The organism is Pseudomonas sp. 05N431, assembly GCF_056397005.1.
Genome location: NZ_JBFTMN010000003.1, coordinates 120347 through 139087, shown reverse-complemented (window position 1 = coordinate 139087; position 18741 = coordinate 120347). Strand labels below are relative to the sequence as shown.

Sequence of the window (18741 nt, the reverse complement as noted above, 5' to 3'; positions counted from 1 at the left end):
AATGCCAGTCGGTTAAGCGCAATCCATGTGGGAGCGAGCTTGCTCGCGATGACGGCATAACATTCGACATCAATGTTGACTGACCCACCGCTATCGCGAGCAAGCTCGCTCCCACAGGTTTGTGCCTTAACTGACAGGCATTAGGGCCCCTAGCCCTCACTATCCTGATCGGCTTTCAAGCGATCCCGAAACGCTTTCGGTGAGATCCCGACGCGGCGCCGAAACAGCCGTGTGAAGTTGGTTGGGTCGGAGAACCCCAACACATCCGACATCTCGTAGATGGTCATGCTGGTGTAGGTCAGCAGTCGTTTGGCCTCCAGCAACTGACGCTCATGCATGATCTGCAATGCCGGTTGTCCCGCCAGCTCGCGGCAGGTGCCGTTGAGGTGGGACACGGAAATCCCCAATCGGTGTGCCAGATCCTCGACCTTCACGTGCTGGCGATAATTCTCTTCCACCAGTTGAATAAACCCGTTGAGGTATTCGCGTGCACGCTGTGGTCGCTGACTGGCGGCGCGGCGCTGAATCACCTGGCGGCTGACCCACACCATGATCACGCTGACCAGCGAATGCATGAGCATTTCGCGTGCGGGCTGGTGCCCGATGTATTCATTCTGCAAGGCTGAAAACAGGCTGTTGAGGTAGTCCGCGTCGCTTCCTGCCGAGTAACTCTCGGCCACTGCCAGGGCATTCACCGAACTGCCCAGTTGCGCTTGAAGATGAGCCACCAGCGGCGCCGCCAGCGTCACCACAAAGCCTTCTACGTCTTCGGAAAATCGAAAACCATGCACCGACAGCGGCGGCAGGATCTGGATCGCGGCTTCGCTCAGCTGCGTACGCTGGCCCTCGATCTCAAGCTCCGCCTGGCCCTTGTACACGAACAGCAATTGACATAAATCGGCATGCCGATGGGGTTTGATTTCCCATTGATGTTCCCGGCTGCGTTTGGAAATGGTTTCGCAATGCAACAGGTCAGGGGTCGGCCAGTCCAGGCTCTCGCCATAGAGTTTGAATACAGGAATCGCAGGAAGGGCAGGCTTGTTCATAACTTCAGTCCAGGCCTCAGCTTAACGGGCGATAATCGCCCCGATTGGCGAAATGTACAGGTTTCGGCGCAGTTTTCACCTTCAATTGACCGACTCACAAGCGAAAAATGCAAGCACTCGATTCATAAAACCATTCACCGACTTTGTCCGCGTGAAGCTTGCGAGCCATAACAACAATGAAAACCCTCAAAACCCAAGTCGCCATAATCGGTGCCGGCCCCTCTGGCCTGCTGCTCGGCCAGTTGTTGCACAACGCCGGTATCGCCACAGTCATCGTCGAACGCCAAACGCCTGAGTATGTGCTGGAGCGAATCCGCGCCGGGGTCCTGGAACAGGGCATGGTCGATCTGTTGCGCCAGGCCGGCGTCAGCCAGCGCATGGACGCTGAAGGTCTGGTGCATGGCGGCTTTCAGCTGGCCCTCGGTGAGCGCCAGGTGCACATCGACCTGCACGCCCTGACCGGCGGCAAAACCGTGATGATCTACGGCCAGACCGAAGTCACCCGCGATCTGATGGCCGCACGTGAGTCGGCGGGGGCATCGACCCTCTACGAAGCCAGTAACGTGGTACCCCACGGGATGAAATCCGACGAACCGTTCCTGACCTTTGAACAGGACGGTGAAACCTGGCGCCTGGACTGCGACTACATCGCCGGTTGCGACGGTTTCCATGGTGTCGCACGGCAATCGATTCCCGCCGACACGCTGAACATTTTCGAACGGGTCTACCCGTTCGGCTGGCTTGGTATTCTCGCCGACACCCCGCCGGTCCACGATGAACTGGTGTACGCCCGACATGCTCGCGGCTTCGCATTGTGCAGCATGCGTTCGACCACGCGTACCCGCTATTACGTGCAGGTGCCCACTGACGAGAAAGTCGAGGACTGGTCCGATCAACGCTTTTGGGAGGAGCTGAAATCGCGCCTGCCGCAGGCGCTTGCCGATACGCTGGTGACCGGACCGTCGATCGAAAAAAGCATCGCGCCGCTGCGCAGTTTTGTGGTCGAGCCCATGCAGTACGGGCGGATGTTCCTGGTCGGCGACGCGGCCCATATCGTCCCGCCCACCGGTGCCAAAGGCCTGAACCTGGCCGCCAGCGATGTCAGCACCTTGTTCAACATTTTGCTCAAGGTCTACCGCGACGGCCGCACCGAGCTGCTGGAGAAGTACTCGGAAATCTGCTTGCGCCGGGTCTGGAAGGCCGAACGTTTTTCCTGGTGGATGACCTCGATGCTGCACACGTTCGAAGGCAACGATGCCTTCAGCCAGCGCATCAGCGAATCGGAACTCGAATACTTCGTCGACTCCGAAGCCGGTCGAAAAACCATTGCAGAAAATTACGTCGGGCTTCCGTATGAGGCTATCGAATAGCAGGCTATCGACTTACACTGGCGGGCATCCCCGCTCGCCTTGCCTCTTGCGGGTTAATCACCGCCCGCAGGTTTGACCCGTGACCAATCTGAACCAGCCTGACTCCACCAAACCGGCCATCCGCAGCGTGTTGGTCTCCCTGATGCTGGCGATCTTTCTCGGGGCGCTGGATCAAACCATCGTCGCCGTCTCGATGCCGGCCATTTCCGCCCAGTTCAAGGATTTCAGCCTGCTGGCCTGGGTCATCTCCGGCTACATGGTGGCGATGACCGTGGCAGTGCCGATCTACGGCAAGCTCGGCGACCTTTACGGCCGTCGCCGGCTGATGCTGTTCGGCATGGGGTTGTTCACCCTGGCCTCGGTGTTTTGCGGCATGGCCCAGAGTATGGAGCAACTGGTCCTCGCCAGGATCATTCAGGGCATCGGCGCTGGCGGAATGATTTCGGTCAGTCAGGCGATCATCGGCGACATCGTGCCGCCCCGCGAACGCGGGCGTTATCAGGGTTACTTCAGCAGCATGTACGCAGTGGCCAGTGTGGCCGGGCCGGTGCTCGGCGGTTACATGACCGAGTACCTGTCGTGGCGCTGGGTGTTCCTGATCAACCTGCCGTTGGGCCTCGGCGCCTGGCTGGTGGCCAACCGCACGCTGGTAGGTTTGCCGGTGCCGCAGCGCAAGCCGATCATCGATTACTTGGGCACGCTGCTGATGATCATCGGCCTGACCGCGTTACTGCTGGGCATCACTCAGATTGGCCAGGGGCATTCGTGGCGCAGCAGCGAAGTGCTCGGGTTGCTGGCGGGCGCGGTGCTGACGCTGGCGCTGTTCGTCTGGCATGAGCGGCGGGCGCGCGAGCCGTTGCTGCCGATGCACCTGTTCGCCAACCGCAATGCGCTCCTCTGCTGGTGCACGATTTTCTTCACCAGTTTCCAGGCGATTTCGTTGATCGTGCTGATGCCGCTGCGCTTCCAAAGTGTCACCGGGGCCGGGGCCGACAGTGCGGCGCTGCACCTGTTGCCGCTGGCGATGGGGTTGCCGATGGGGGCCTACTTCGCCGGTCGCCGGACCTCGGTGACCGGTCGCTACAAACCGATGATCCTGACAGGCGCCCTGCTCACCCCGATCGCGATTCTCGGCATGGCGTTCAGCCCACCGCAAGCGGTGCTCATCAGCAGCTTCTTCATGATGCTCAGCGGCATTGCCGCCGGCATGCAGTTCCCGACCTCCTTGGTCGGTACGCAAAACTCGGTGGAACAACGCGACATCGGCGTCGCCACCAGCACCACCAACCTGTTTCGCTCACTCGGTGGCGCGGTCGGCGTGGCATTGATGTCGGCCTTGTTGCTGGCGCTGCTGCAGGATTCGAGTTTCGCCCATTTGACCGGCTCGTCGCTGATCGCCGAGGGTAGCTCCGGGAACGTCTTGCTTGATGGTTTGAACGCCGCACCGGGCGACGCTCAAAACGCCTTGCGCGCCGAGCTGCTGCTGACCTTCCGGCATTTGCTGATGGTTAGCGCGGCGGTGTCGTTGCTGGGGCTGGCGGCGGCGATTGCGATGCCGAACAGAGTGTTGCGCGGGCGGGAAGATAAAGCTCACTGACTGATAGACAGCGCAAAACCTTGTGGGAGCGTGGCTTGCCCGCGATGACTGACTGTCAGACGATTAGATGTCGTCTGACCCACCGTAATCGCGGGCAAGCCACGCTCCCACAAGGATTTCGCCCCGCATCAAGGTCGAGCGTTGAGCTGCTGTTGCAAGTTCTGGATCTGGCTCTGCAAGGTGGTGATGTTGCGCGTGACCTGGCCACGGAAGGCGTCGAACTCGGCGACATTCGCATTGCTGCCTTGAGCGGCAGCCGGGCGGTTGTCCTGTTGGCTTTTGATCACCACCATTTCTTGCTCCAGGCGTTCGATCGCCGCGCTCGGGTTGCCTTGTTTCTTCAACGCGGCGATTTCGGCACCGAGGCTTTTCAGCTGGGCATCGAACTTGCTGGTGTCGCTCGGGGTATTTTTCAGGGTCGCCACGTCAGTGCTCAGGGCTTTCAGATCGGTCTGCAACTGAGCATTGACGGCATGTTGCTCGACGCTTTGCGCAGCGATCTGTGCCAGCCGCTTGTCCAGGTCCGACGCCTGGCCAACCACGCCTTGCTGCTGTTGGTTCTGCTCCACCAGTTTGGTTTCAAGTTGCTTGATTTTCAGTTTCAGCGCTTCGCTGTCGCTGGTGACATTCGACTGACTGGCGACCACTTTGCCGGAAATATCCTGCAAGCGTCCGGCGGCTTCCTCGCTGATGCGGGCAAAGCTTTCCTGGGTCGCGACCAGTTGCTGCTCCATCAGCGAGATCTGCTGAAAGCTCCACCAGGCAAGGCCGGCAAAGGCAAACAGCAACGCCCCGACCAAGGCCCACAACGGGCCGGTGTTCGGGACTTTTACTTTGCCCCTGCTCGCGCTTCGCGCATGTACGCCGGAGTGTTCACGGGCAGCTGCGGCGGTTGGAAAATCGTCGGCATCGAGGGGATCGGCACGCAGGCTCGGTACATCATCGAAGTCGTCGTTGGCATCGTTACGCATGGACATGAGGCAACCTTTCTGAACCACAGTGATGGCTAAATGCGACGAGTATAAACCCTGAACTCGCCGCATTGATCGACCGTGATCAGTTGGCTCGGTTCAGAGTTTATTTTGCGCCCGGGTCCTGGGCCTTCCACCAGCCGCAAAACTCATCGAGCGCCGTCCACAGACTGACCTTGGGATCGTAGTCCAGATAATGCCGGGCGCGGCTGATATCGAGGGTGAAGTTTTTGTTCATCACTTGCATGCCCAAACGTGACAGCGTCGGCTCCGGACGCCCTGGCCAGAGTGCGCAAAAGCCCTCGTTCAGCGCAGCAATGCTGTAGGCCAAGCCATAGGAGCGGTGGCGAGTCACTTGGGGGACGTCCATCTGGCGCATCACATAATTGACCACATCCCACAGCGGCACCGGCGCACCGTTGCTGATGTTGTAGGCCTTGCCCAGCGCGGAACCCGTCGCCAGCAAACAGCTGAGCATGGCTTCGTTGAGGTTCTGCACGCTGGTGAAATCGACCTTGTTCAGGCCGTTGCCGATGATTGCCAAACGCCCTTTGCGCTGCATGTTCAGCAGACGCGGGAAGATACTCATGTCACCTGCGCCAGTGACAAAGCGCGGGCGCAGAGCCAGTACTTCAAGACCAAACTCCTGGGCGCCGAAGACTTTTTGCTCGGCCAGGTATTTGGTCGCTGCATAAGGATGCTTGAAGCGCTTGGGTACTTGCTCTTCGGTCAGCCCCAGGTGGTCGCGACCATCGAAGTAGATCGAGGGTGACGACAAGTGCACCAGCCGCCGGACGTTTTGTTTCAGGCAGGCTTCGACCACGTTTTCGGTGACCAGCACGTTGCCCTGATGGAAGTCCTGATAACGCCCCCAAAGCCCCACCGCACCCGCGCAATGCACCACGGCTTCGACGTCTGCGCACAGCTCGCGAACCAGTTCTGCATCACTCAAGTCGCCCTGGACGAACTCCGCGCCCCGCCGTACCAGATGTTCGACGCCTTCGGCCCGGCGGCCGTTGACCCGCACGTCCAGGCCCTGCTCCAGGGCGAATCGCGCAAAGCGCCCGCCAATGAAGCCGCTTGCGCCGGTGACCAGAATTTTCATGAGTTGCTCCGATGTGTTTCGTTTTTCATGCGTGTCGCATTACAGATTTCGTGTGCTCTTGACGCTGCCCGTCAGTCCAACGGCACCAGCCACTGCCTGGATAAACGTACCAGATGCTCGGTGAGCAACCCCAACAACTGGCCACCATTGCGCCAATGATGCCAGTACAACGGCACATCAATCGGTTTATCTGGCAACAACTCCACCAGAACACCGCGCTCAAGCTGTTCGCGCACCTGCAACTCCGGCACCAGCCCCCAACCCAGGCCGGCTTCGGTCAGACGGATAAAACCTTCGGATGACGGGCACAGATGATGTTCGAAACCACCGTCCACGCCCAATGACGCCAGGTAACGATGCTGCAAAAAGTCATCCGGGCCAAACACCAGCGCCGGCGTGCGGGCCAACTGATCGGCCCTGACCCCTTGGGGAAAATGCCGGGCAATAAACGCCGGGCTGGCCAGCGCGCGGTAACGCATGGCACCCAGCAACACACTGCGGGCACCGGCCACCGGGCGCTCGCTGGCACACACGCACGCTGCCACTTCACCGGCACGCATGCGTTTGAGGCCAACGGTCTGGTCTTCCACCACCAGGTCGAGCAACAGATGTTGCTCGGCGCAAAAATCGCCCACCGCCTCGGCCCACCACGTGGCCAGGCTGTCGGCATTGAGCGCGATGCGCAAGCGCTCCGGCAGGCCTTCTTCGTCCAGCGCCGGCACCAGGCTTTGCAGGTCACGTTCCAGTAAACGCACCTGCTGCACATGGTTGAGCAGACGCCGGCCAATCTCGGTCGGTGCTGGCGGCGTGGCCCGCACCAGCACCGGCTGGCCGATACGCGCTTCGAGCAACTTGATGCGCTGGGAGATCGCCGATTGCGACAACCCCAACACCTGAGCCGCGCGTTCGAACCCGGCCTGCTCGACCACCGCAGCAAGGGCGGACAACAATTTATAGTCGAACATCAGTTTTCCTAATGAGCGATCAGCAATATTGGTTTTTCTTATACAGCCTGGGACTGGAGAATGACCAGCAAGAACTCTTCAACAAGGATCAGCGACATGGCTGGCGAAACCTCACTGAACACCCTGCTGCGCAGCATGAGCCCGCAGCTCAACAACGGCGAATACGTGTTCTGCACGCTTCGCGACGGCCATTTGCCAAAGGACTACGAAATCATCGGCAGCTTTCGCGAACAGGAAGGCCTGACGGTGATCCTTGAGCGCTCGCAAGCCGAGAAGGCCGGATTGAGTTTCGACTACCTGGCGGCGTGGATCACCCTCAATGTGCATTCAGCCCTCGAAGCCGTAGGCCTGACTGCCGCATTCGCCACAGCCCTCGGCCAGGCCGGAATCAGCTGCAACGTGATTGCCGGCTATTACCACGACCATTTGTTTGTCGGCCAGGCCGACGCCAAACGCGCGATGTCGGTACTGCGGCAACTCGCGGCAAACGCGGAGTAACCCTTATGTGGCAAAGCTATGTGAACGGCCTGTTGGTCGCTGCAGGACTGATCATGGCGATCGGTACGCAAAATGCGTTCGTGCTGGCGCAAAGCCTGCGCCGCGAACATCACCTGCCAGTGGCGGCGCTCTGCGTGACCTGCGATGCGTTACTGGTGGCCGCCGGAGTGTTCGGGCTGGCGACGATCCTCGCGCAAAATCCACTGTTGCTGGCGATCGCCCGTTGGGGTGGCGCGGCCTTCCTGCTGTGGTACGGCAGCCTGGCCCTGCGTCGTGCCTGTTCCAGGCAAAGCCTGCAACAGGGTGAGAACCAGACCGTACGTTCATTGCGCGCGGTGTTGCTCAGTGCACTGGCGGTGACACTGCTCAACCCTCACGTGTATCTGGACACCGTGTTGCTGATCGGTTCGCTCGGGGCCCAACAAACAGAACCCGGCGCTTATGTGGTGGGCGCGGCCAGTGCGTCATTGCTGTGGTTTTTCACCCTGGCGCTGGGCGCCGCATGGCTGGCGCCGTGGCTGGCACGCCCAAGCACCTGGCGGATTCTCGACCTGCTGGTGGCGGTGATGATGTTTACCGTGGCCTTTCAACTGATCAGCGCTGCCTGATTATTACAAAGGGCTTAAGGGGGTGCCCTCACTCAATGGCGGTCGCGCCGCCGACCCGCAAAGCGCAAGACTAGGCGTGAGGAGTGAAGTTTGGTGGTCCAAATGAGCGACGAACAACGACGGATTGCGCTTTGCGGGGCGGCGGCCCTCCGGGTTGGAGCTGTGATCGTGCCATGCGGCGTTGCGGGACTTGAAGAGGCAAAAAGCATCTTCTGCGTCCCGCGCCTTGCCTGGCACGATCACAGCTCCAACGCGATCCGCCATTGAGTGAGGGCACCCCCTTCAAACCTCTATTCCACACAGTTGTTGCGTGGTTAAGCCGCCCCCCCGGTGCTATGATCCGACACCTGCGCCGCAAAGAGTACAAACTCCCGGCGCTTGTCTGGCCGCCCGTGATCGGCCTTGCGCTCACCGCAACTGACCTGATTAGGAGAATCACCATGGCTTTCGAATTGCCGCCACTGCCTTACGCACACGATGCACTGCAGCCGCACATTTCCAAGGAAACGCTGGAATATCACCACGACAAGCACCACAACACCTACGTCGTGAACCTGAACAACCTGGTGCCAGGCACCGAGTTCGAAGGCAAGACCCTGGAACAAATCGTCAAGACTTCTTCGGGTGGCATCTTCAACAACGCCGCTCAGGTCTGGAACCACACTTTCTACTGGAACTGCCTGGCGCCAAACGCTGGCGGTCAACCAACCGGCGCACTGGCTGAAGCAATCAACGCGGCTTTCGGTTCGTTCGACAAGTTCAAAGAAGAATTCACCAAGACTTCGGTCGGCACCTTCGGTTCCGGTTGGGGCTGGCTGGTGAAAAAAGCTGACGGTTCCCTGGCCCTGGCCAGCACCATCGGCGCCGGCAACCCGCTGACCAGCGGCGACACCCCGCTGCTGACCTGCGACGTCTGGGAACACGCTTACTACATCGACTACCGCAACCTGCGTCCGAAGTACGTTGAAGCGTTCTGGAACCTGGTCAACTGGAAGTTCGTGGCTGAGCAGTTCGAAGGCAAAACCTTCACCGCTTAAGTCTGCTTGCAGTCAAAAAACCCGGCATTGCCGGGTTTTTTTATGGCTGAACATTGTGAAACCCACCTGCAACACCCCGAAAACAAGCGTTCCCTTGCCCCTGCGCCACAGCCGTCTACCATCAACCAGACACAAATATTCGCCCCTGCCCCTCAAGTTGCGGGAGCTGTCTACCGAAACACTACTAATAGGTTCCCATTGCCAACCATCCCCGGTAATGAGGCCAAGCCGGCAGACAAAATTTGCATGGCTTGATTGTCCCTTTGACTGCCATCATCGGATTGCCAATACTCATGGCAACTTGACGTTACCCGCACGGAACAAGGAAAAACCCTTTGAAGCTGGAACTCAAAAACAGCTTGTCGGTGAAGTTGCTCCGGGTCGTGCTCCTGTCGGCATTGATCGTCGGTGTGGTGTTGAGCTGTGCGCAGATTGTTTTCGATGCTTATAAAACGCGCCAGGCCGTGGCCAATGATGCCCAGCGCATCCTCGACATGTTCCGCGACCCCTCGACCCAGGCCGTGTACAGCCTCGATCGGGAAATGGGTATGCAGGTTATCGAAGGCCTGTTCCAGGACGACGCCGTGCGCATGGCCTCCATCGGCCATCCCAATGAAGCCATGCTTGCGGAAAAATCCCGTGACTTGCAGCATTCTCACAGCCGTTGGCTGACCGACCTTATTCTGGGCCAGGAACGCACGTTCACCACGCAACTGGTGGGACGCGGCCCCTACAGCGAATATTACGGCGACCTCAGCATCACCCTCGACACCGCCACCTACGGTCAGGGCTTTATTGTCAGCTCGGTGATCATCTTCATCTCGGGCGTATTGCGGGCCATGGCCATGGGCCTGGTGCTGTACCTGGTCTATCACTGGCTGCTGACCAAACCGCTGTCACGGATCATCGAACACCTGACCAACGTCAATCCCGACCGTCCCAGCGAACACAAGATTCCGCAGCTCAAGGGCCACGAAAAGAACGAACTGGGGATCTGGATCAACACCGCCAACCAGTTGCTCGAGTCCATCGAACGCAATACCCACCTACGCCACGAAGCCGAAAACAGCCTGTTGCGCATGGCGCAATACGATTTCCTCACCGGCCTGCCGAACCGTCAGCAATTGCAGCAGCAACTGGACAAGATTCTGGTAGACGCCGGCCGCCTGCAACGCCGGGTCGCCGTGCTGTGTGTGGGCCTGGACGATTTCAAAGGCATCAACGAGCAATTCAGCTACCAGACCGGCGACCAATTGCTGCTGGCCCTGGCCGACCGTCTGCGTGCCCACAGTGGCCGTCTCGGCGCGCTCGCCCGCCTGGGGGGCGATCAGTTCGCGCTGGTTCAGGCCGATATCGAGCAACCCTACGAAGCCGCCGAGCTGGCGCAAAGCATCCTCGATGACCTGGAAGCGGCGTTTGCCCTCGATCATCAGGAAATCCGCCTGCGCGCAACCATCGGCATCACCCTGTTCCCGGAAGATGGCGACAGCACCGAGAAGCTGTTGCAGAAAGCCGAACAGACCATGACCCTGGCCAAGACCCGTTCGCGCAATCGCTATCAGTTCTATATCGCCAGCGTCGACAGCGAAATGCGTCGTCGCCGCGAATTGGAAAAAGACCTGCGCGACGCCCTCACCCGCAATCAGTTCTATCTGGTTTACCAACCGCAGGTCAGCTACCGCGATCACCGGGTGGTCGGTGTCGAGGCACTGATTCGCTGGCAACACCCGGAACACGGGCTGGTGCCGCCGGATCTGTTCATTCCACTGGCAGAGCAGAACGGCACGATCATCGCCATCGGCGAATGGGTGCTGGACCAGGCCTGCCGACAACTGCGCGATTGGCATGACCAGGGGTTCAGCGACCTGCGCATGGCGGTCAACCTGTCGACCGTGCAACTGCACCACGCCGAGCTGCCGCGGGTGGTCAACAACCTGATGCAAATGTATCGCCTGCCGCCGCGCAGCCTTGAGCTGGAAGTCACCGAAACCGGCCTGATGGAAGACATCAGCACCGCCGCGCAACACCTGCTCAGCCTGCGCCGTTCGGGGGCGCTGATCGCCATCGACGACTTCGGGACCGGCTACTCATCGCTGAGTTATCTGAAAAGTCTGCCGCTGGACAAGATCAAGATCGACAAGAGCTTCGTTCAGGACCTGCTCGATGACGACGACGATGCAACCATCGTTCGCGCAATCATCCAGCTCGGCAAAAGCCTTGGCATGCAGGTAATCGCCGAGGGCGTGGAAACCACCGAACAAGAGGCTTACATCATCTCTGAAGGCTGTCACGAAGGTCAGGGCTATTTCTACAGCAAACCGCTGCCTGCGCGAGAGCTGGCCGCTTATCTGAAACAGGCCCAACGCAGTAATGCGTTGATCTTGTAAGTACGCAGCTTGATCTCACCTCGGACCTTGTAGCAGCTGGCGCAGCCTGCGTTCGGCTGCGCAGCAGTCGTGAAATCAGGCACTGCGTTGTGTCAGGTAAATCGCGGCGTCAGGATTTACGACTGCTTCGCAGCCGAACGCCGGCTGCGCCAGCTGCTACAAGTGATGTGCAGGTCATGTGCAGGTCATGTGCAGGCGCAACCACCCTCGTAAACAAGAAATATTTCCAATCGCGGCCCTTTACACATAATGCGAAAGATTTGCATTATGTCGCAGTTTTGCGCACCCCCGCGCCTGTCCATTATTTACCGAAGCAGGATGTTCGCCATGATTCGTATGCCTCTGGCTACCGCCAGTTTGCTGGCCATCGCTATTTCCCTCGCCGGTTGCGGCGAAGGAAAAGACAAGGCTGCTGCTCCTCAAGCGCCTACTCCGGCCGCCAGCACCGCAGCACCTGCTGCACCTGCTGCACCTGCTGACGCTGGCAAAGTCGATGAGGCCGCAGCCAAAGCCGTTGTCGCGCACTACGCCGACATGGTTTTTGCGGTCTTCAGCGATGCCGAATCCACTGCGAAAACCCTGCAAGCCGCCATCGACGCTTTCCTCGCCAAGCCGAATGCCGAAACCCTGAAAGCTGCTCGTGCAGCCTGGGTCGCCGCACGCGTGCCTTACCTGCAGAGCGAAGTGTTTCGCTTCGGCAACACCATCATCGACGATTGGGAAGGTCAGGTTAACGCCTGGCCGCTCGACGAAGGCCTGATCGACTACGTCGACAAGAGCTACGAGCACGCCTTGGGTAACCCGGGCGCCAACGCCAACATCATCGCCAACACGACCATCCAGGTGGGTGAAGACAAGATCGACGTGACCGACATCACGCCGGAAAAACTCGCCAGCCTGAACGAGCTGGGCGGTTCCGAAGCGAACGTCGCAACGGGTTACCACGCCATCGAATTCCTGCTCTGGGGCCAGGACCTGAACGGCACCGGCCCTGGTGCTGGCAACCGTCCGGCTTCGGACTACCTGGAAGGCGCCGGGGCTACCGGTGGCCACAACGATCGTCGTCGCGCTTACCTGAAAGCCGTGACCCAGTTGCTGGTCAGCGACCTGGAAGAAATGGTCGGCAACTGGAAGCCGAACGTGCCTGACAACTACCGCGCCGAGCTGGAAGAAGAACCGGCAGAAAGCGGTTTGCGCAAAATGCTCTTCGGCATGGGCAGCCTCTCGCTGGGCGAACTGGCAGGCGAGCGCATGAAAGTTTCCCTGGAAGCCAACTCCCCGGAAGACGAACAGGACTGCTTCAGCGACAACACCCACAACTCGCACTTCTACGATGCCAAAGGCATTCGTAACGTGTACCTGGGCGAATACACCCGCACCGACGGCACCAAAATGACCGGCGCCAGCCTGTCGTCGCTGGTGGCCAAAGCCGACCCGGCTGCCGATGCTGCGCTCAAGGCTGATCTGGCCGCCACCGAGGCGAAAATCCAGGTCATGGTTGATCACGCCAACAAGGGTGAGCACTACGACCAGTTGATCGCTGCCGGCAACACCGCGGGTAACCAGATTGTGCGTGACGCCATTGCGGCACTGGTCAAGCAGACCACCTCGATCGAACAGGCTGCCGGCAAACTGGGCATCAGCGACCTGAACCCGGACAACGCTGATCACGAGTTCTGATCAACACTGACCGACCAATAAGGCGACCTTCGGGTCGCCTTTTTTGTCAGCCTGGCATCCGTCCCTGTGGGAGCGAGCTTGCTCGCGATAGCGGTCACACATTCAAAATCAATGTCGGCAATGATGACCCCATCGCGAGCAAGCTCGCTCCCACAGGGGGGGGATCGCGGTTTACCTGTGAGAGCGAACGATAATTCCTCTTATTCAAACTCTTCTGCCCTGTTAGACTTTGCGCCCTTGTTTTGCTCGTCTTTCAGGATTGCTGATGCCTTCGCTGCCTCTTCGCTTGTCTGCACTGCTTCTGGCCCTGGGCCTGAGTGCCTGCGATGACGCCCCGCGTTTTACCAAGGCCGAACCCGGTGAAGCCCGCTCCGGTGGCGCGGCGACTGTCAGAAAGACCGACCAGAATGCGTTCTCCCTGCCTTCAGCCAATCTCTCGCCGACCCGTCGGCTGGACTTCAGCGTCGGCAACAGCTTTTTCCGCAGCCCTTGGGTGATCGCCCCTTCGACCACCACCGCCCGCGACGGCCTCGGCCCGCTGTTCAATACCAACGCCTGCCAGAACTGCCATATCAAGGACGGTCGCGGTCATCCGCCGACAGCCGATTCCGATAACGCGGTATCGATGCTGGTGCGCCTGTCGATCCCCAACACCCCGGCCTACGCCAAGGTCATTGAGCACATGGGTGTGGTGCCTGAGCCGGTCTACGGCGGGCAACTCCAGGACATGGCCGTGCCCGGCGTTGCCCCCGAAGGCAAGGTTCGAGTCGACTATGATCCAGTCCCGGTACGCTTTACCGATGGCACTGAAATCGAACTGCGCAAACCCAGGCTGCTGATCACCCAACTGGGCTACGGCCCGATGCATCCCGACACGCTTTTCTCCGCTCGAGTTGCCCCGCCGATGATTGGCCTCGGACTGCTCGAAGCCATCTCCGACGCCGATATTCTGGCCAACGCCGACGCCCAGGCTAAAGCCAAAAACGGCATCGCCGGACGTCCGAACCTGGTGTGGGATGACGCGCAGCAAAAGACCGTTTTGGGGCGCTTTGGCTGGAAAGCCGGGCAACCGAATCTCAATCAGCAAAACGTTCACGCGTTTTCCGGTGATATGGGCCTCACCACCAGTCTGAGACCGTTCGATGATTGCACCCCGGCCCAGACTGACTGCCTCCAGGCGCCTAACGGCAATGGCCCGGATGGCGAGCCGGAAGTCAGCGACAACATCTTGCGCCTGGTGCTGTTCTACAGCCGTAACCTGGCCGTCCCGGCCCGCCGTGACGTCAACGGGGCGCAGGTGCTGGCCGGTAAAAACCTGTTCTATCAGGCCGGTTGCCAGTCCTGCCACACACCGAAATTCACCACCGCCGCGAATGCCGCAGAACCGGAACTGGCCAATCAAGTGATTCGCCCCTACAGCGATCTGCTGTTGCATGACATGGGCGAAGGGCTGGCCGATAACCGCAGCGAATTCCAGGCCTCAGGCCGCGACTGGCGCACCCCGCCGTTGTGGGGCATTGGCCTGACGCAAGCGGTCAGTGGCCACACGCAGTTTCTGCATGACGGCCGCGCCCGCAACCTGCTCGAAGCCGTGCTGTGGCACGGCGGTGAAGCACGCGCGGCGCAGCAGCAGGTTTTAGCGTTCAATGCCGAGCAACGCGCTGCATTGCTGGCCTTTTTGAATTCTCTTTGACGCATTTCCCATACGCTTTTGCCCATAAAAAAGGGAGCCCGACATGTTCCGCCCCAAGCTGTTGTTCACCAGCCTTGCCGCACTCGTCCTGGGTGCCTGCTCGCCCCAGGACCCTCAAGCCGTCACCTCGGCAGCCATCGCCAAGCAAGTGATCCTGCCGACCTACAGTCGCTGGGTTGAAGCCGACCGCCAATTGGCCGTCAGTGCGCTGGCCTACTGCGAAGGCAAGGCGGACCTGGCAACGGCTCGCGCCGACTTCCTCCATGCACAAAAAGCCTGGGCACAATTGCAACCGTTGCTGGTCGGCCCGCTGGCCGAAGGCAATCGCTCCTGGCAGGTGCAGTTCTGGCCGGACAAGAAAAACCTGGTCGGCCGTCAGGTCGAGCAACTGGTCAGCGCACAACCGCAAATCGATGCCGCTGCGCTGGCCAAATCCAGCGTCGTCGTGCAGGGCCTCTCGGCCTATGAGTACATTCTGTTCGACGAAAAAACCAACGTGGCCGACGCCGCGCAAAAAGCCCGTTACTGCCCGCTGCTGACTGCCATCGGCGCACGTCAGAAACAGCTGGCCGAAGAGATCCTCGCGAGCTGGAACAGCACCGACGGCATGCTGGCCCAGATGAGCAAATTCCCGAACCAGCGTTATGCCGACTCCCACGAAGCCATCGCCGATTTGCTGCGCGCTCAAGTGACCGCACTGGACACCCTGAAGAAAAAACTCGGCACGCCGATGGGTCGTCAGACCAAGGGCATTCCACAGCCGTTCCAGGCAGATGCATGGCGCAGTCATTCGTCGCTGCAAAGCATGGAATCGAGCCTGGCTGCCGCGCGGACGGTCTGGGTCGGCGTCGACAACAAGGGCCTGCGCGGCCTGCTGCCGGCCGAACAAAAGCCGCTGGCGGACAAGATCGATGCCGCCTACGCCGCGTCGTTGAAACTGTTTGAAAGCAGCCAGCGCTCGCTGACCGAAATGCTCACAGACGATGCCGGTCGCCAGCAACTCAACGACCTTTACGACAGCCTCAACGTCGTCCATCGCCTGCACGAAGGTGAACTGGCCAAGGCGCTGGGCATCCAACTGGGCTTCAACGCCAACGACGGTGACTGATGAGGGGTAGCGCCATGCTGCGACGTCAGGCTCTGACTTTAGGCAGTTTGTTGCTGGGCGCCGTGACGCTGGGCGGCTGGAAGCTGTTCAAGCAAAAGGACCACGGTCCTTTGCTGCTTTCGGCACGCGACGACAGCGACGGCAAACATTACGCCGTCGGCTATCGGCTGGACGGCACTCGAGTGTTCGCCACCGAAGTCGGCCAGCGCTGCCACGACATCATCAACCACCCTGCTCTGCCGATAGCCCTGTTCGTCGCGCGACGGCCGGGCACCGAGAGCTATCTGGTCGATCTGCGTGACGGTACGCTGCTGCAAACCGTGGTGTCGCAACCGAACCGGCACTTCTACGGTCACGCGGTTATTCATAAAAGCGGCGACTGGCTGTACGCCACCGAAAACGACACCAGCGACCCGGGTCGCGGCCTGCTCGGGGTATACCGTTTCGAGGGTCAGCGGCTGGTTTACAGCGGTGAGATTTCCACCCACGGCATCGGCCCGCATCAGGTGTCATGGATGCCCGACGGTGAAACCCTGGTGGTGGCCAACGGCGGGATTCGTACCGAAGCCGAAAGCCGGGTCGAGATGAACCTCGACGCCATGGAACCCAGCCTGGTGCTGATGCAACGCGACGGCAGCCTGCTGAGCAAGGAAACCCTGGCCCAGCAGATGAACAGCGTGCGTCACATGGGGATCGCCAGCGACGGCACCATTGTCACCGGCCAGCAGTTCATGGGCGCCGCCCATGAATCATCCGAGCTGTTGGCGATCAAGCGTCCCGGCCAGCCCTTTGTCCCATTCCCGGTCGCCGAGCACCAGTTGCAGGCCATGGGGCACTACACCGCGAGTGTCGCGGTGCACAGTGACTTGCGGCTGGTGGCACTCACCGCGCCGCGTGGCAACCGGTTTTTCATCTGGGACCTGGACAGCGGCGAAGTGCGCCTCGATGCACCGCTGCCCGACTGTGCCGGTGTCGGTGCAGTGGCCGATGGTTTTGTCGTGACTTCGGGACAAGGGCGTTGCCGTTTCTATGATTGTCGGCAGACACCGCTGATGGCAAAACCCCTCGAACTCCCCGCAGGGCTCTGGGATAACCACCTGCATCTGGTCTGAAATCTGCGCTGCCAAATTGATCGTTTTATCGTTCCCACGCTCTGCGTGGGAATGCCTCACCGGACGCTCTGCGTCCGCTTCGGCAGGAGACGCGGAGCGTCACTGGCTGCATTCCCACGCGGGAGCGTGGGAACGATCAATAAACCACCTGCATCTGGTCTGAATCACACTCCCCCGTAGCAGCTGGCGCAGCCTGCGTTCGGCTGCGCAGCAGTCGTAAAATCATACGCCGCGGTGTGTCAGGCTAACCGTGGCGGCAGGATTTACGGCCGCTGCGCAGCCGAACGCAGGCTGCGCCAGCTGCTACGGGGCAGGCGTGAGCGCCGAGAAAATGCTATCTGGAATCACCCGCATACACGGAGTAATGTTCGGTCTGTCTCGCCTGATTTTTTCCAAGGAAGTGGAATATGCTGCGTCGCCGCATGCTGATCATGTTGGGTGTTGTGCTGTTGATCGTCCTGATGCTGGGAGGCTACAAGGCCTTCTCCATCTACAAGATGATCCAGACCTTCGCTGTGCCAAGACCACCGGTGAGCGTTGCCGTGGCCACGGCCACCGAACGGCCCTGGCAAACCCGCTTGCCCACGGTCGGCACACTCAAGGCGCTGCAAGGGGTCAACCTGAGTCTGGAGATCGCCGGTACGGTCAAGGACGTGCAGTTCGAATCCGGGCAGAAGGTCAAGGCCGGCCAGCCGCTCGTACAGCTCGACAGCGCCGTTGAAAGCGCCCTGTTGGAAACCGCCCAGGCCGATCTGGGCCTGGCGCAACTGGATTACGGCCGTGGCAGTCAACTGGTCGGTAGCCAGGCGATCTCCAAGGGCGAGTTCGACCGGCTCACCGCTGTACTCGCCAAGAACAAGGCCACGGTCAATCAGCTCAAGGCTGCGCTGGCGAAGAAACACATCGTCGCGCCCTTCAGCGGCACTATCGGCATTCGTCAGGTGGACGTCGGCGACTTCCTGCCCAGCGGCACGGTCATTGCCACCCTGCAGGACTTGAGCAGCCTGTACGTCGACTTCTTCGTGCCGGAACAATCGGTGCCGAAAATCGCCCTCGGTCAGGCGGTTCAAGTCACGGTCCCGGCCTACCCGACCGAGAACTTCCCCGGCGCCATCAGCGCGATCAACCCCAAGGTCGAAAGCAGCACCCGCAACGTGCTGGTACGAGCCACTCTCGCCAACCCGGACGGCAAGCTGCTGCCGGGCATGTTCGCCAGCCTGCAGGTCATGCTGCCGGACCCGCAGCCCAAAATCGTCGTACCGGAAGGCGCGATCACCTACACCCTCTATGGCAACTCGCTCTACGTGGTCGCCCAGAAGAAGGACGCGAACGGCAACGTCGAGAAAGATGACCAGGGCCAGCCGATCCTGATCGCCGAGCGGCGCTTCATCGAAACCGGCGAGCGGCGCGAAGGCCTGGTGTTGATCAACAAAGGCCTGCAGAACGGCGAGCAAGTGGTCAGTGCCGGTCAGATCAAACTCGACAACGGCACGCACATTGTCGTCAGCCCCGACAAGAACCTGCCAACTGAACAGACCAGCCAACCGCGCACGAACTGATCAAG

General features: G+C 60.3%; 15 protein-coding genes. 11 read left to right on the top strand and 4 right to left on the bottom strand.

What is annotated here, in order from left to right:
- Positions 1-149: 149 nt before the first annotated feature.
- Positions 150-1046: a helix-turn-helix domain-containing protein gene (locus AC1DIG_RS06075; protein WP_477766564.1), complete on the bottom strand. Its 897-nt coding sequence runs from the start codon at positions 1044-1046 to the stop codon at positions 150-152.
- 176 nt (positions 1047-1222) lie between these two features.
- On the opposite strand from AC1DIG_RS06075, the gene pobA reads away from it, so the two are divergent.
- Positions 1223-2416, top strand: a complete 1194-nt coding sequence (pobA, locus tag AC1DIG_RS06070) for a 4-hydroxybenzoate 3-monooxygenase (protein WP_477766563.1) — start codon at positions 1223-1225, stop codon at positions 2414-2416.
- Positions 2417-2495: 79 nt separating this feature from the next.
- Positions 2496-4013, top strand: coding sequence for an MDR family MFS transporter (locus AC1DIG_RS06065; RefSeq protein WP_477766562.1), 1518 nt, complete (start codon positions 2496-2498; stop codon positions 4011-4013).
- A gap of 128 nt (positions 4014-4141) precedes the next feature.
- Here the strand turns inward: AC1DIG_RS06065 and AC1DIG_RS06060 are convergent, their stop codons facing one another.
- The 3 genes from AC1DIG_RS06060 to AC1DIG_RS06050 form a co-directional block, all read right to left on the bottom strand.
- Positions 4142-4984, bottom strand: a complete 843-nt coding sequence (locus tag AC1DIG_RS06060) for an ATPase (protein WP_477766789.1) — start codon at positions 4982-4984, stop codon at positions 4142-4144.
- Between the two features lie 106 nt (positions 4985-5090).
- Entirely contained in the window at positions 5091-6089 is a 999-nt protein-coding gene (locus AC1DIG_RS06055) for an NAD-dependent epimerase/dehydratase family protein (protein ID WP_477766561.1), read from the bottom strand.
- 71 nt (positions 6090-6160) lie between these two features.
- The gene (locus AC1DIG_RS06050; RefSeq protein WP_019693323.1) at positions 6161-7054 is read right to left on the bottom strand and encodes a LysR family transcriptional regulator ArgP; all 894 of its coding nucleotides are present in this window, start codon (positions 7052-7054) and stop codon (positions 6161-6163) included.
- A gap of 96 nt (positions 7055-7150) precedes the next feature.
- Between AC1DIG_RS06050 and AC1DIG_RS06045 the strand changes: the two genes are divergently transcribed.
- The 9 genes from AC1DIG_RS06045 (at position 7151) to AC1DIG_RS06005 (ending at position 18736) form a co-directional block, all read left to right on the top strand.
- Entirely contained in the window at positions 7151-7552 is a 402-nt protein-coding gene (locus AC1DIG_RS06045) for an ACT domain-containing protein (RefSeq protein WP_477766560.1), read from the top strand.
- A 5-nt stretch (positions 7553-7557) separates the two neighbouring features.
- Complete coding sequence (locus AC1DIG_RS06040; protein ID WP_477766559.1) at positions 7558-8160, top strand: LysE/ArgO family amino acid transporter; 603 nt, start codon at positions 7558-7560, stop codon at positions 8158-8160.
- A gap of 440 nt (positions 8161-8600) precedes the next feature.
- The gene (locus AC1DIG_RS06035) at positions 8601-9197 is read left to right on the top strand and encodes a superoxide dismutase (RefSeq protein ID WP_071553613.1); all 597 of its coding nucleotides are present in this window, start codon (positions 8601-8603) and stop codon (positions 9195-9197) included.
- Positions 9198-9532: 335 nt separating this feature from the next.
- Complete coding sequence (locus AC1DIG_RS06030) at positions 9533-11584, top strand: putative bifunctional diguanylate cyclase/phosphodiesterase (RefSeq protein ID WP_477766558.1); 2052 nt, start codon at positions 9533-9535, stop codon at positions 11582-11584.
- Positions 11585-11911: 327 nt separating this feature from the next.
- Positions 11912-13264 (top strand): imelysin family protein, encoded by a 1353-nt coding sequence (locus tag AC1DIG_RS06025; protein ID WP_477766557.1) that lies wholly within the window; start codon positions 11912-11914, stop codon positions 13262-13264.
- 265 nt (positions 13265-13529) lie between these two features.
- Positions 13530-14957, top strand: a complete 1428-nt coding sequence (locus tag AC1DIG_RS06020) for a di-heme oxidoreductase family protein (RefSeq protein ID WP_477766556.1) — start codon at positions 13530-13532, stop codon at positions 14955-14957.
- A gap of 43 nt (positions 14958-15000) precedes the next feature.
- Entirely contained in the window at positions 15001-16065 is a 1065-nt protein-coding gene (locus tag AC1DIG_RS06015; RefSeq protein WP_477766555.1) for an imelysin family protein, read from the top strand.
- A 14-nt stretch (positions 16066-16079) separates the two neighbouring features.
- Positions 16080-17177: a DUF1513 domain-containing protein gene (locus AC1DIG_RS06010; protein WP_477766554.1), complete on the top strand. Its 1098-nt coding sequence runs from the start codon at positions 16080-16082 to the stop codon at positions 17175-17177.
- Positions 17178-17584: 407 nt separating this feature from the next.
- Positions 17585-18736: an efflux RND transporter periplasmic adaptor subunit gene (locus AC1DIG_RS06005; protein ID WP_477766553.1), complete on the top strand. Its 1152-nt coding sequence runs from the start codon at positions 17585-17587 to the stop codon at positions 18734-18736.
- The last annotated feature ends 5 nt before the right edge of the window (positions 18737-18741 follow it).

Excerpts from the sequence above, each read along its gene's own strand:
- AC1DIG_RS06075 (WP_477766564.1), bottom strand. The coding sequence starts at position 1,046 with ATGAACAAGCCTGCCCTTCCTGCGATTCCTGTATTCAAACTCTATGGC.
- pobA (WP_477766563.1), top strand. The coding sequence starts at position 1,223 with ATGAAAACCCTCAAAACCCAAGTCGCCATAATCGGTGCCGGCCCCTCT.
- AC1DIG_RS06060 (WP_477766789.1), bottom strand. The coding sequence starts at position 4,984 with ATGCGTAACGATGCCAACGACGACTTCGATGATGTACCGAGCCTGCGT.
- AC1DIG_RS06055 (WP_477766561.1), bottom strand. The coding sequence starts at position 6,089 with ATGAAAATTCTGGTCACCGGCGCAAGCGGCTTCATTGGCGGGCGCTTT.
- AC1DIG_RS06050 (WP_019693323.1), bottom strand. The coding sequence starts at position 7,054 with ATGTTCGACTATAAATTGTTGTCCGCCCTTGCTGCGGTGGTCGAGCAG.
- AC1DIG_RS06045 (WP_477766560.1), top strand. The coding sequence starts at position 7,151 with ATGGCTGGCGAAACCTCACTGAACACCCTGCTGCGCAGCATGAGCCCG.
- AC1DIG_RS06040 (WP_477766559.1), top strand. The coding sequence starts at position 7,558 with ATGTGGCAAAGCTATGTGAACGGCCTGTTGGTCGCTGCAGGACTGATC.
- AC1DIG_RS06035 (WP_071553613.1), top strand. The coding sequence starts at position 8,601 with ATGGCTTTCGAATTGCCGCCACTGCCTTACGCACACGATGCACTGCAG.
- AC1DIG_RS06025 (WP_477766557.1), top strand. The coding sequence starts at position 11,912 with ATGATTCGTATGCCTCTGGCTACCGCCAGTTTGCTGGCCATCGCTATT.
- AC1DIG_RS06020 (WP_477766556.1), top strand. The coding sequence starts at position 13,530 with ATGCCTTCGCTGCCTCTTCGCTTGTCTGCACTGCTTCTGGCCCTGGGC.
- AC1DIG_RS06015 (WP_477766555.1), top strand. The coding sequence starts at position 15,001 with ATGTTCCGCCCCAAGCTGTTGTTCACCAGCCTTGCCGCACTCGTCCTG.
- AC1DIG_RS06010 (WP_477766554.1), top strand. The coding sequence starts at position 16,080 with ATGCTGCGACGTCAGGCTCTGACTTTAGGCAGTTTGTTGCTGGGCGCC.
- AC1DIG_RS06005 (WP_477766553.1), top strand. The coding sequence starts at position 17,585 with ATGCTGCGTCGCCGCATGCTGATCATGTTGGGTGTTGTGCTGTTGATC.